The following is a 12,032-nucleotide window of genomic DNA, read 5'->3' on the forward strand; positions in this document are numbered from 1 at the left end:
CACGGGCAGGAGGATCGCCTTTTCATGGCGAACGTACTCTCCTGCATGAGCTTGCAGGCGACCTACGACGGCAACCCCCTGGATGCGGTGGCCCTGGCGTGCAGGGCTCAGGACGCCGTGCGAGCCGTTGGTGACCAGCCGTTGGTGATGTCTATGCTCCACATGCGCGAGGCGTTCGGCCACGCGGCCCTGGACGACGCCGCCGCCTGCCACGAGGCGATCGGCCGCTCCCGCGCCGCGTACGAGCTCGCCCGGGGCTGTGAAGACGAAGCGCCCTCCTGGGTTCAGTACTTCGACGAAGCCAAACTTCTGGTTGACGCGGGTATCGCCCTGGCCCGGCTCGGCGAGGCACAGCAAGCCGAACCTCTGATCGCCGAGGGGCTGCGCCGGGAGACGGCGTCCCGGCAGCGCGGCCGGGCGCTCCACGCTTTCTGGCTGGCCAGCGCTCAGCTCCAGCAGGGAAAGCTCGACGACGCCTGCGGCAGCGCGGGGCTCGCGCTCGACCTCACCGCCGTCATCGACTCACCCCGGGTCGTGCGACACATCCACGAGTTCCACCGTCGGCTGACGCCCTACTCCCGCGAAACATCGGTCATCAGGTTCGAGCAGCGCATGCGTGAGGTGCTGGGCTAGACAGCGGGCTGGGTGGCCTCGTCCAGGAGCAGGTACAGCAGGCCGACCAGGCTGCCGCTGCTGACGATCTCGCGGCGGTCGATCATTCCGCGGATCTCCGAGAGCGGGATCCACTCGATGCGGTCCGATTCGTTTTGCTCGGTCGGCGGGCCGATGTACGTCGCGCCGTCGGCGCGAAAGACGTGGTGTTCGGAGTCGGTGATGCCGTTCGCGGGCTGGGCGTACACCAATGGCTTGACCGCCTCCACCCGCCAGCCCGTCTCCTCCTCGACCTCGCGCGCGGCAGCCTGCTCCGGAGTCTCGCCGGGCTCGATGAGGCCCATGGGCAGTTCCCAGCCCCAGGCGTCGGTGATGAAGCGATGCCGCCACATCATCAGCACCCGCTTGTGCTCATCGACCACAGCGGCGACGGCCAGGTGCCGCATCCGCACCACGTGGTGCTCCCAGCGCCGCCCATCGGGCTGCTGGACGTCCACGAGCCACAGGTTCACCCACGGGTTGCTGTAGATCTGCCGCTCGCCATGGACAGTCCACCGCATGAGCCCACCCCTCTTCGACGACACAGGGCTCAGCATGTCACCGCCGCTGATGTCGGCTGGAAATGTCAGAAGCCCCGGACGGGAGGCCGTCCGGGGCGTTCGCGCAGCTCTCGCGCAGAGCCGACTGTCGGGTTCGAACCGACGACCTTCGCTTTACAAGAGCGGTGCTCTACCAGCTGAGCTAAGTCGGCGTCCCCAGCAGTGTACCCACCACACCGGGGTGCTCCGTTCGAAAATTGTGGTGTCCGGAGTAGAGACAGGGTGGGGGTGGGCGGTATAGCGTCACGCCAATCCACTTCAAGTGGACTAGACCCCTACCTTTACTCGGATCGTCCGGCACGTTCCTGCCGGTGAAGGGACCAGATCACCATGGCCACTGTCACGTACGACAAGGCGACCCGGATCTACCCGGGCACCGAGAAGCCCGCTGTCGATCAGCTCGACATCGCCATCGAGGACGGGGAGTTCCTCGTACTCGTCGGTCCCTCCGGGTGTGGGAAGTCCACGTCGCTGCGGATGCTCGCGGGGCTGGAGGACGTCAACGGCGGGGCGATCCGGATCGGGGACCGGGACGTGACGCACCTGCCGCCGAAGGACCGGGACATCGCCATGGTGTTCCAGAACTACGCGCTGTACCCGCACATGACCGTCGCGCAGAACATGGGCTTCGCGCTCAAGATCGCCGGGGTCAACAAGACCGAGATCCGGCAGAAGGTCGAGGACGCGGCGAAGATCCTGGACCTCACCGAGTACCTGGAGCGCAAGCCGAAGGCGCTGTCCGGTGGTCAGCGGCAGCGGGTGGCGATGGGGCGGGCCATCGTACGGGAGCCGCAGGTGTTCCTCATGGACGAGCCGCTGTCGAACCTGGACGCCAAGCTGCGTGTGCAGACCCGTACGCAGATCGCGAGCCTGCAGCGGCGGCTGGGGATCACGACGGTGTACGTCACGCACGACCAGGTCGAGGCCATGACCATGGGCGACCGGGTGGCCGTCCTCAAGGACGGGCTGCTGCAGCAGGTCGACACGCCGCGCAACATGTACGACCGGCCGGCGAACCTCTTCGTGGCGGGCTTCATCGGGTCCCCCGCGATGAACCTGGTCGAGGTGCCGATCATCGACGGCGGTGTGAAGTTCGGCAACAGCGTGGTGCCGGTGAACCGGGACGCGCTGTCCGCCGCGGCCGACAAGGGAGACCGTACGGTCACCGTGGGTGTCCGGCCCGAGCACTTCGACGTGGTGGAGGCGGGTGGCGGCGCGGCGAAGACGCTGTCCAAGGCCGCCGACGACGCCCCGGCCGGTCTCGCGATCACCGTCAACGTGGTCGAGGAGACGGGCGCGGACGCGTACGTCTTCGGTTCGGCCGAGGTCGGCGGCGAGAGCAAGGACCTGGTGATCCGGGTCGGCAGCCGCCAGGTGCCGGAGAAGGGCGCGCAGCTGCACGTCGTGCCGCAGCCGGGTGAGGCCCACGTCTTCTCCACCTCCACCGGGGAGCGGCTCAGCGACTGAGCCGGGGCTTGAGGGAAGGCGTCGTCCACCGCGGTGTGCGGGGGCGGCGCCTTTCTCGTGCGGGGAAGCCAGACACATGGCGTTGTGGTGTTGTCGATAAATTCCTCGACATTTCGGTCTTTTCGATCGTGTTCGTCAACACGTCTGCGACCGACTACGGGTTTCCATCACCCGGCACGGTGACTCAATGTCGCCAAATCATCGCTCCTCGCTACGATCCCTCCCGTGAACACCGCAGCCCGCCGTATCGGCAGAACCCTCGCGCTCGTCCTCCCCGTCGTGCTCGTCCTCTCCGGAACGCTCGCCGTCACCCGCGTCCCGTGGGCCTCGCCGAGCGCCGAGTCGCAGATCCTCACCGCCTCCTCCGACCGCGCCTCCACCCGCGCCGTCCACCGCGCCCCGCACGAGCTGCTGCGCGACCGGCTGCTCGCGGAGTTGCAGGAGAAGGACCCGGCGGTGGCCCTCACCCACCTCCAGGTCGCCACGAACGAACGGCCCTCGCTGGCCAGGCACTGCGCGGACATCGCCCGTGCGCTCGGCCGCGCCGCGGTCGCCAAGTACGGGGGGACGAAGCAGGCGCAGGCGTACGCCCGTCCCGTCTGCGACACCTCGTTCGCGTCCGGCATCACCCAGGCGTACCGCTGACCAGACCGCCGGGCACCGGATCACCGCGCACCACACCTCCGCCGGCCACACCCGGCTCCACTCCCCGTGCGGTCACCGCGCCACCGCATATGGTGCGATCCATGACCGATGACCTCCACAGGCCGGGGCACCACGCTCACCACCCGCACCCCCCGCGCCCCACACAGGCCGTCGTCCTGGCCGGAGGCCAGGGCTCGCGGCTGCGTCCGTACACCGACGACCGCCCCAAGCCGATGGTCGAGATCCCGGGCACCGGGACCCCGATCATCGGCCATCAGCTGGCCTGGCTGGCCGCCGAGGGGGTCACCGACGCCGTCGTCTCCTGCGGCCATCTCGCCGCCGTCCTCCAGGACTGGCTGGAGTCGGCGGAGCTGCCGCTGCGCGTCACGACCGTCGTCGAGAAGGAACCGCTCGGCCGCGGCGGTGGCCTGAAGTTCGCCGCCGCCCGGCTCCCTCACCCCGATCAGCCCTGGTACGCCACCAACGGCGACATCTGGACCCGCTTCTCGCTGCGCGAGATGGCCGACTTCCACCATGAGCGCGACGCCGTCGCGACGCTCGCGCTGGCCCGGCCGCGCATCCCCTGGGGGGCGGTGGAGACGGACGAGTTCGGTCACGTCCTCGACTTCATCGAGTCGCCGCCCTCCCCGTACCTCATCAACGCGGGCGTGTACGTCTTCTCCGCCACCTTCACCGGACTGCTGCCGGGGCGCGGCGACCATGAGCGGACGACGTTCCCGCGGCTCGCCCGGGAGCGGCGGCTGGCCGGGTTTCCGCTGCCCCACGGGGCGTACTGGCGGGCCATCGACACCGCCAAGGACCTCACCGAGGCCGCCAAGGAACTCTCCGCCGGCCCTCCCCCGACCGGTCGCGGCTCGCTGGAATCAACACCGGTCAAGCCGCTGCACGATTGAGCCCCCGTACGTCACGTACGGGAAAGGGCCCTCCGCGCGGAGGGCCCTTTCGCGTACGCAGCGTACGGCCGTCAGCCGAGGAGGCCGCCCAACGCCGCCTCCTCCTGGGCCGGTTCGCCCTCGTCGTAGGAGTCGGCCGCCGGGGCGCCACCGCCCAGACCGCCACCCTCCGAACTCGTACCGCCCAGGCCGACGCCCGTGCCGTCGAGGTCCGGGCCGCCCGGGGTCGTCATCGGGGCGGCGGGCCGGTTCGGGGTACGGGGGGCCGTACGGTGGCCGCGCCTCGACTCACCGGGGCTGCCGGAGCCGCTCGCCGGGCCCGTCGCGCTGGGGCTGCCGGAGGTGGCGGAGGCCGACGGGGAGGCGGAGTGGGTCGGACGGCCCAACGGGGCGCGGTGCGAGGGGGTTCCGGGGGTGTCCACCGCGCCGCCCACCCCGCCGCGCGGGCTGGTCTCGGGCTTCCGGGGCAGCGGCGAGCCGGGGAGGCTGTTCCTCGGCACCTCGCGCGGCTCGGGCGCGCGCACCGTCTCCGAGGACCGTACGGCGCCGCCGATCATCGAGCCGAGCAGCAGGGTGAGACCGGCCACCACCATCGCCATGACGGTGCCCCGGCGCAGCACCCGCCGCCGCAGCGCCCAGAGTTCGACGCGCGGGCCGAGCCGCCGCCAGGCCTCGCCCGCGAGGCGGGCGTCGGCCGAGTAGACGGGGGCGCCCGCGATGATCAGCGGACTCCAGGCGGCGAGGTAGATGATGTCGGGCGCGTCGTAGACGGGTACGGTGCGCCAGCTCACGGTGAGGATCAGCGCGGCGGACAGCACCGCGCCGACGCAGGCCGCGAGCCGCTGCCACAGCCCGAGGACGGTGAGCACGCCGACCACGATCTGCAGGAACGCCACGGTCAGCCCGGCGCCCACCGGATGTTCCAGGGCGAGGTCGCGCAGCGGCTCGGCGATCGGCCAGGGGTGCAGGGACTGCAGCCAGGTGACCATCGAGCCGCGCTCGCCGCCGTCGAAGTAGACCGGGTCGGAGAGCTTGCCCATGCCCGCGTAGACGGAGATGAAGCCGAGGAAGACACGGAGCGGGAGGAGGACGACGCCCAGGTTCATCCGGCGGTCGGGGTAGTACGCGTGCCGCACCTGCTCGGAGGGGCGCCGGGGGCGCGGGACCTGGGGGGTCCGGTGGGGGTGGGGAGTTCGGTGGGCCGGCTGCGGCATCCGGCGGGCCGGCTGGGCCGCGTGGGGCCGGGGGACGCGTGGCGTCGGGCCGGTGCGGTGCGTGGCGTCCGACTCCCGCGGCCTCGGCGGCCGTCCGGTCTCCCCCGGCCTCGGCGGCCGTCCGGTCTCCGGCGCCGGGTCCCGGCGCGGGCTGCGCGGCCCGATGACCGTGGGCGGGCCGTCGTCGAAGGTGACCCGCGGCAGCACCTGCGTGGTGCCCACGTCCTCGGGGCCGTCCACGGTTTCGGAGTACCGCACGGCCTGCAGCAGTCGGGTCGCCGCCGTGTCCCCGCCGGGCCGGGTGCGGCCGCTCCACACCACGGGCGGGCGGCGCCGGGGCACGGCCCCGGTCCCGATACCGGCGTGCCGGGCCGTGTCCGCCAGCGCGCTGCTCACGACCGGGGAGGCGAGCTGCACCCGGAAGCTGGGGGGATTGACGGCGACCTTCGCAGGATCACACGGCACCTTGGCCATGGTCAGCTGCGGTTCGTCGTCGAATCCCGGCGCGCGTCCCGCCAGGGGCGTGCGGAATTTTCTGGTCTCCACGCTCAACTAACCGAGTGACCGGCGGGAAAGACACTGCCGGGGACGGTGTGATCTGTCGGGGGACCGTCAAGATCGTCCGGAGTGGGGGCTGGTGGGGACGTACGCCTCGCCCGGCGTACGCCTCACACCGCCCGACGCACGCCCCTCCCCGCCCGGCGTACGCCTCACACCCGCCCGATCACAGCGGAACGGGCGGGGCGAGGCCGGCCACGCCGTTACGACCGGCGCCGCGACGCCTCGTACAGCACCACGCCCGCCGCGACACCCGCGTTGAGCGACTCCGCGCCGCCCGGCATCGGGATGCGGACCCGGAAGTCGCAGGTCTCGCCGACCAGTCGGGACAGGCCCTTGCCCTCGCTGCCGACGACGATCACGACCGGGCCGTCCAGCGCCTCCAGGTCCTGCAGCTCCGTCTCGCCGTCCGCCGCGAGGCCGACGACCGTGAGGCCCGCCTTCTGGTAGGACTCCAGCGCCCGGGTCAGGTTGGTGGCGCGCGCCACCGGGGTGCGGGCGGCGGTGCCGGCGGAGGTCTTCCAGGCGCCGGCGGTCATCCCGGCCGCGCGCCGCTCCGGTACGACCACGCCGTGGCCGCCGAAGGCGGAGACGGACCGCACCACGGCGCCCAGGTTGCGCGGGTCGGTGACGCCGTCGAGGGCGACGATCAGCGGGTCCTCGCCCTCGTCGAAGGCGGCCGCGCTCAGGTCCTCGGGGTGGGCGTAGTCGTACGGCGGGACCTGGAGGACGAGGCCCTGGTGGTTGAGCCCGTTCGTCATCCGGTCCAGCTCGGCCTTCGGGGCCTCCATGAGGTGGATGCCACCGCGGTCGGTGGCGATCTTCAGCGCCTCGCGCACCCGGTCGTCGCTGTCGATGAACTGCTGCACGTACAGCGTGTTCGCCGGGACGCCCTCGCGCAGCGCCTCGACCACCGGGTTACGGCCCACCACCAGCTCGTTCGTGCCCTTGGCGCCGCCGCGGCGCGGGACCGGGCGCTTGGCGGCCTGCCGGGTACGGGCATTGGCGATGCGCTGCTTGGCGTGTCCCTTGCGCGCCTCGGCGGGCGGGGTCGGGCCCTTGCCCTCCAGGCCCCGGCGCCGCTTGCCGCCGCTGCCGACCGTCGCGCCCTTCTTGTTGCTGGTACGGCGGTTCCTGCGCTGGCTGTTGCCGGCCATGAATGTCACCTATCTCTTCACTGCTCAGCGCTGCTCGGCAAACGGCAAACGTCGAACGCCACACGCGTCTATGGTCTACGGTCACATATTCGGTCACCAGTGTGCCGCCCGGCTCGGCGGACGGCACAAGTGTCCACAAAGGACGAGGTCAGCGGGTGCCCAGCTCCCAGCGCGGGCCGGACGGGGTGTCCTCGATGACCAGCCCGGACTGCTGCAGCTGGTCGCGGATGGCGTCCGCCGTCGCGTAGTCCTTGCGGCCCCGCGCGGCCTGCCGCTGCTCCAGGACCAGCCGCACGAGCGAGTCGACCACGCCGTGCAGATCCTCGCCCCGGTCCGAACCGCCCGACCAGTGCTCGTCGAGCGGGTCCAGGCCCAGCACGCCGAGCATGGCGCGCAGCTCGGCCAGCCGCGCGACGGCCGCCTCCTTGTCGTCGGCGGTGAGCGCGGAGTTGCCCTGGCGGACGGTGGTGTGGACGACCGCGAGCGCCTGCGGCACCCCGAGGTCGTCGTCCATCGCCTCCGCGAAGGCGGGCGGCACATCGGCCGCCGGCTCGACGTGCCCGGCCTTCTCCACGACCCGCTGGATGAAGCCCTCGATGCGCGCGAAGGCGGACTCCGCCTCGCGCAGCGCCTCCTCGCTGTACTCGATCATGGAGCGGTAGTGCGGGGTGCCCAGGTAGTAGCGGAGCACGATGGGGCGCCAGCGCTTGACCATCTCCGAGACCAGCACCGAGTTGCCGAGCGACTTGCTCATCTTCTCGCCGCTCATGGTGACCCACGCGTTGTGCGCCCAGTACGTGGCGAAGTCGTCGCCGAACCCCTTGGCCTGCGCGATCTCGTTCTCGTGGTGCGGGAAGATCAGGTCGACGCCGCCGCCGTGGATGTCGAAGGCGCTGCCCAGGTACTTGTGCGCCATCGCCGAGCACTCCAGGTGCCAGCCGGGGCGGCCGCGCCCCCAGGGGGTCTCCCAGCTCGGCTCGCCGGGCTTGGCCGCCTTCCACATGGCGAAGTCGCGCGGATCGCGCTTGCCGGTCTCGCCCTCGCCGCTGGGCTGGCGCAGCCCGTCCAGATCCTGGTTGGAGAGCCGGAGGTACTCGGGGTACGAGCGCACGTCGAAGTAGACGTTGCCCTCGGCCGCGTACGCGTGACCCCGGTCGATCAGGCCCCGCATCATCTCGATCATCTCGGGGATGTGACCGGTCGCCCGCGGCTCATAGGTCGGCGGCAGGCAGCCGAGGACGTCGTACGCGGTGGTGAAGGCGCGCTCGTTCGCGTAGCCGATCGACCACCACGGGCGGCCCTGCTCGGCCGACTTGGCGATGATCTTGTCGTCGATGTCCGTGACATTACGGACAAACGTGACGTCGTAGCCGCGGTGCGCGAACCAGCGGCGCATGATGTCGAAGTTGAGCCCCGACCTGATGTGCCCGATGTGCGGGGCAGCCTGCACGGTCGCGCCGCACAGGTAGATCGAGACGCAGCCCGGCGTGAGCGGGGAGAAGTCACGGATCTGCCGGGCACCGGTGTCGTACAGGCGAATAGTCACGCGTCAAGGGTAGTCGGAACCCGGCAGTGCCCCGCGACCCGTCGGCCGCAGGGACACAGAAGCGTGACACTTCTCCGTGACGCTTGCTTCTCCGTGGCACGTCTCCTCAGAGGCTGCCGACGACCTTGCGGGGAGCGATCCGTACGACGATGCGCTCGCTGTCCTGGTCGGCGGCCGGGTTGAACTCGGCGTACTTCTTGCCCGCGTACTTCAGCGACAGCTCGTCGATCAGGTCCTGGCCGCCCTCGGTGGTGTAGCTCGCCGTGCCGCGGATCTCGGCGTACGTGTACGGCGAGTCCGCGGGCTGGACCAGGACCGTGACGCGGGGGTCGCGCTCGATGTTCTTCTGCTTCCGCCGGCCCATGGTGGTCGAGAACAGCAGCTCGTCGCCGTCGCGCTTCACCCACACCGGTGACAGCTGAGGGCTGCCGTCGGGCTGGGTGGTGCCGATGATGACGAAGACCCGGGTGTCGAGGACGCGCTTGAGGTCGTCGGAGAGTGTGGTGGCCACGGGGTGCTTCCTTTCCTCGCGCCAGCCGGGCGGTGGTGCGGCTGAGCGGTGGTACGGATGGGGTACGGGTTACCCGATCCGTACCCCACACACCGTCAGGGCATTTCGGTTCCGGGCGCGGAACGGCCCGTACGGCGGAGAACCAGCGCCGCACCACCAGCGCGTCAGCCCCGCACCACCAGCGCGGTCGCCACCGCCGCCAGGCCCTCGGCCCGGCCGGTCAGGCCCAGCCCGACCGCCCGTACAGCGGAGAACTCAGCGCCGCACCACCAGGGCGGTCGCCACCGCCGCCAGGCCCTCGGCCCGGCCGGTCAGGCCCAGCCCGTCCGTCGTCGTACCGGAGACCGAGACCGGGGCGTCGATCGCCGACGAGAGCGCCTTCACCGCCTCGTCGCGGCGCTTGCCGATCTTGGGGCGGACGCCGATCACCTGGATCGCCACATTGCCGATCTCGAAACCGGCCGCCCGCACGATCCGGGCCGCCTCCGCCAGCAGCGTCACCCCGGACGCGCCGGACCACTCGGGGCGGTCGGTGCCGAAGTGGGCGCCGAGGTCGCCGAGGCCCGCGGCGGAGAAGAGCGCGTCACAGGCGGCGTGAGCGGCCACGTCGCCGTCGGAGTGCCCGGCCAGGCCGTACGCCTCGCCCTCCCACAGCAGACCGGCGCACCACAGCTCGCGGCCCTCCTCGAACGCGTGCACATCCGTGCCGATGCCCACCAGGGGGAGCGCCGCCTGAGCGTCAGAAGCCATCGTTCGCCCTCCTGCGCGCGAGGACCGCCTCGGCCAGCACCAGATCCAGGGGCCGGGTCACCTTGAACGCCTCCTCGTGGCCGGGCACGACCACGACCTCGACGCCCATCCGCTCGACCATGCCCGCGTCGTCCGTCGCGCCGTCGCCCTCCAGGACGATCTTCTCGTGCGCGGCGGCCAGCGTGGCCCGGTCGAAGCCCTGCGGGGTCTGCACGGCGCGCAGCAGGGCGCGCTCGGGGGTGCCGACCACCGGCTCGGGCTCTCCGGCCCGGTCGCCGGTGCGCGGCTCGACCCGCTTGACGGTGTCGGTGACCGGCAGGGCCGGGACGACGGCGGGCGACCCGTCCCGTACGGCGGCGACGACCGCGTCCACGGTGTCCACGGGGACGAGCGGGCGCGCCGCGTCGTGCACCAGCACCGTCGTGACGGTGTCGGGGACGGCGGCCAGGCCCAGGCGCACCGACTCCTGGCGGGTCTCACCGCCGGGGACGACGACGACCTCCGTGGTCCCGGTGAGCGGGTACGCGTCGAGCAGCCTGCGGACCTCGTCGGCACCGTCCGGCGGGGCGACCACGACCACCAGGGAAACGGCGCGGGATCCGGCCATCGCCCGAACGGCGTGGACGAGCATCGGCGTACCGCTCAGCGGGCGCAGCGCCTTGGGGGCGCCCGGGCCCAGCCGCACGCCACGACCCGCCGCGGGGATCACGGCGGCGGTGCGGGCGGGACGCTCGGGGTCACCGGCAGGCGGGGTTACGGACATTGCGTTGGCGTTCAGGTTTGCTTCCTCGGCCGAAATGGGTATGGCCACAGCGTGCCGGGCGCGATGCCCCGACCGGCCCCTTCCGTGACGACTGGTCGAGCCAGCTGCCCGGGCCCGGCACACTTTGCACCACAACAGCGACACCACAAACGGTCTTGCGCCATGGGCTTCGATGTGGTGGGCTGAGGTGCCTGTGTGCGAACATGCCGCAGCGCCCGGCGAACAGACTTACAGGGAGCAGGTCTGAATCACTCGGGCACCGCGGCATCTATGCGTCAGGACGCGAGTACCTCATCCAGCAGGGCCTCGGCCTTGTCCTCGTTGGTGCTCTCGGCGAGGGCGAGCTCGCTCACGAGGATCTGGCGCGCCTTGGCGAGCATGCGCTTCTCGCCGGCGGACAGTCCGCGCTCCCGCTCTCGGCGCCACAGATCACGCACGACCTCGGCAACCTTGATCACATCACCGGAGGCGAGCTTCTCGAGATTTGCCTTGTAGCGACGGGACCAGTTCGTGGGCTCTTCCGCGTACGGTGCACGCAGCACCTCGAAGACTCGGTCCAGCCCGTCCTGGCCGACCACATCACGCACACCGACGAACTCCGCATTGTCCGCCGGTACACGAACCGTCAGGTCACCCTGAGCGACCTTCAGCACCAAGTAGGTCTTGTCCACGCCTTTGATCTGACGAGTTTCGATGGCCTCGATCAGCGCGGCCCCGTGATGGGGATAGACCACGGTGTCGCCTACCTTGAACGTCATGTGACAGGTACCCCTTCCGTGGCTATCCAGGGTAACACGTGAACGCCTTCTTCTGAATGGCGTTTTCGCAGGTCAGGGCATATCTCGGGGCTTGACAACAGCGGCTGGGACGTGCTGGGCACGGTGGGCGGAACCGGGTATTCGCAGGTGGGAGCGGTTGTCCGGGCGGCGCGAAACCGGCCCGTTACGTGCCCCGAGAACATCATGCGGGTGGCCGTACGTCCCGTTTTGCCGGAGTCCGGTCGATGGACTTCCGCTACTCCGTTCGGCCGAGGAGCGACAGATCCGGCCCCGATTCCCGAATTGATCACGGCCGTGCTGATCATGTCTGTGAGACATCCGTGGTCAAGTGCGTGATCAATTCTCCGGACGTCCACGGATTCCTTACCGATAATCTCCCCGATCTGTCACCGAACCGATATTCAGGGTGGTCGGGAGGGTCGTCGCGGAAGCGCGGTGAGGGGCGCACGGGGCGGCTGCGCCCCCAGGAGGCGGGTCGGGTGCGGGGCCAGAAGGGCGGATCGGTAACCTAAGCGCG

The 12,032-nt window shown here is 70.9% G+C and carries 12 protein-coding genes and 1 tRNA gene; 4 read left to right on the plus strand and 9 right to left on the minus strand.

The window, feature by feature from the left end:
• Positions 1 to 24 precede the first annotated feature (24 nt).
• A complete protein-coding gene (locus ABZ562_RS03610; protein ID WP_361473495.1) occupies positions 25 to 633 on the plus strand; it encodes a hypothetical protein in 609 nt (202 codons plus the stop codon).
• On the opposite strand, the gene ABZ562_RS03615 is transcribed toward ABZ562_RS03610, so the two are convergent.
• Both ABZ562_RS03615 and ABZ562_RS03620 read right to left on the minus strand, forming a co-directional pair.
• Complete coding sequence (locus ABZ562_RS03615; protein ID WP_361473497.1) at positions 630 to 1,172, minus strand: NUDIX hydrolase; 543 nt, start codon at positions 1,170 to 1,172, stop codon at positions 630 to 632. The two genes, ABZ562_RS03610 and ABZ562_RS03615, sit on opposite strands and share 4 nt — an antisense overlap.
• Before the next feature lie 118 nt (positions 1,173 to 1,290).
• Positions 1,291 to 1,363 (minus strand) — tRNA-Thr (locus tag ABZ562_RS03620).
• Between the two features lie 178 nt (positions 1,364 to 1,541).
• On the opposite strand from ABZ562_RS03620, the gene ugpC reads away from it, so the two are divergent.
• The 3 genes from ugpC to ABZ562_RS03635 all read left to right on the plus strand — a co-directional run bounded on the left by ugpC (position 1,542) and on the right by ABZ562_RS03635 (position 4,237).
• Entirely contained in the window at positions 1,542 to 2,678 is a 1,137-nt protein-coding gene (gene ugpC / locus ABZ562_RS03625; RefSeq protein ID WP_361473500.1) for a sn-glycerol-3-phosphate ABC transporter ATP-binding protein UgpC, read from the plus strand.
• 225 nt (positions 2,679 to 2,903) lie between these two features.
• Positions 2,904 to 3,323, plus strand: coding sequence for a hypothetical protein (locus ABZ562_RS03630; protein ID WP_361473503.1), 420 nt, complete (start codon positions 2,904 to 2,906; stop codon positions 3,321 to 3,323).
• 101 nt (positions 3,324 to 3,424) lie between these two features.
• Complete coding sequence (locus tag ABZ562_RS03635) at positions 3,425 to 4,237, plus strand: nucleotidyltransferase family protein (protein ID WP_361473505.1); 813 nt, start codon at positions 3,425 to 3,427, stop codon at positions 4,235 to 4,237.
• 71 nt (positions 4,238 to 4,308) lie between these two features.
• Here the strand turns inward: ABZ562_RS03635 and ABZ562_RS03640 are convergent, their stop codons facing one another.
• The 7 genes from ABZ562_RS03640 to ABZ562_RS03670 all read right to left on the minus strand — a co-directional run bounded on the left by ABZ562_RS03640 (position 4,309) and on the right by ABZ562_RS03670 (position 11,494).
• Positions 4,309 to 5,925 (minus strand): DoxX family membrane protein, encoded by a 1,617-nt coding sequence (locus ABZ562_RS03640; RefSeq protein ID WP_361474018.1) that lies wholly within the window; start codon positions 5,923 to 5,925, stop codon positions 4,309 to 4,311.
• 287 nt (positions 5,926 to 6,212) lie between these two features.
• The gene (gene rlmB, locus ABZ562_RS03645; protein WP_361473508.1) at positions 6,213 to 7,166 is read right to left on the minus strand and encodes a 23S rRNA (guanosine(2251)-2'-O)-methyltransferase RlmB; all 954 of its coding nucleotides are present in this window, start codon (positions 7,164 to 7,166) and stop codon (positions 6,213 to 6,215) included.
• Positions 7,167 to 7,314: 148 nt separating this feature from the next.
• Complete coding sequence (cysS, locus tag ABZ562_RS03650; protein ID WP_361473511.1) at positions 7,315 to 8,712, minus strand: cysteine--tRNA ligase; 1,398 nt, start codon at positions 8,710 to 8,712, stop codon at positions 7,315 to 7,317.
• A 106-nt stretch (positions 8,713 to 8,818) separates the two neighbouring features.
• Positions 8,819 to 9,223, minus strand: a complete 405-nt coding sequence (locus ABZ562_RS03655) for a PPOX class F420-dependent oxidoreductase (protein ID WP_361473514.1) — start codon at positions 9,221 to 9,223, stop codon at positions 8,819 to 8,821.
• 255 nt (positions 9,224 to 9,478) lie between these two features.
• The gene (ispF, locus tag ABZ562_RS03660) at positions 9,479 to 9,973 is read right to left on the minus strand and encodes a 2-C-methyl-D-erythritol 2,4-cyclodiphosphate synthase (RefSeq protein WP_055546539.1); all 495 of its coding nucleotides are present in this window, start codon (positions 9,971 to 9,973) and stop codon (positions 9,479 to 9,481) included.
• Positions 9,963 to 10,736, minus strand: coding sequence for a 2-C-methyl-D-erythritol 4-phosphate cytidylyltransferase (gene ispD / locus ABZ562_RS03665; RefSeq protein WP_361473517.1), 774 nt, complete (start codon positions 10,734 to 10,736; stop codon positions 9,963 to 9,965). Before ispD ends, ispF begins: the two co-directional genes overlap by 11 nt.
• Before the next feature lie 275 nt (positions 10,737 to 11,011).
• Positions 11,012 to 11,494 carry a CarD family transcriptional regulator gene (locus ABZ562_RS03670; RefSeq protein ID WP_009716930.1) on the minus strand — a complete coding sequence of 161 codons (483 nt, stop codon included), beginning with the start codon at positions 11,492 to 11,494 and terminating at the stop codon, positions 11,012 to 11,014.
• Positions 11,495 to 12,032 lie beyond the last annotated feature (538 nt).

This window comes from Streptomyces sp. NPDC019937 (assembly GCF_040631655.1).
Classification (GTDB): Bacteria; Actinomycetota; Actinomycetes; order Streptomycetales; family Streptomycetaceae; genus Streptomyces.

Bases quoted from the DNA above. Each gene is read 5' to 3' on its own strand.
- ispF (WP_055546539.1), bottom strand. From the start codon at position 9,973: ATGGCTTCTGACGCTCAGGCGGCGCTCCCCCTGGTGGGCATCGGCACG.
- ABZ562_RS03610 (WP_361473495.1), top strand. From the start codon at position 25: ATGGCGAACGTACTCTCCTGCATGAGCTTGCAGGCGACCTACGACGGC.
- ugpC (WP_361473500.1), top strand. From the start codon at position 1,542: ATGGCCACTGTCACGTACGACAAGGCGACCCGGATCTACCCGGGCACC.
- ABZ562_RS03635 (WP_361473505.1), top strand. From the start codon at position 3,425: ATGACCGATGACCTCCACAGGCCGGGGCACCACGCTCACCACCCGCAC.
- ABZ562_RS03615 (WP_361473497.1), bottom strand. From the start codon at position 1,172: ATGCGGTGGACTGTCCATGGCGAGCGGCAGATCTACAGCAACCCGTGG.
- rlmB (WP_361473508.1), bottom strand. From the start codon at position 7,166: ATGGCCGGCAACAGCCAGCGCAGGAACCGCCGTACCAGCAACAAGAAG.
- ABZ562_RS03670 (WP_009716930.1), bottom strand. From the start codon at position 11,494: ATGACGTTCAAGGTAGGCGACACCGTGGTCTATCCCCATCACGGGGCC.
- ispD (WP_361473517.1), bottom strand. From the start codon at position 10,736: ATGTCCGTAACCCCGCCTGCCGGTGACCCCGAGCGTCCCGCCCGCACC.
- ABZ562_RS03640 (WP_361474018.1), bottom strand. From the start codon at position 5,925: ATGGCCAAGGTGCCGTGTGATCCTGCGAAGGTCGCCGTCAATCCCCCC.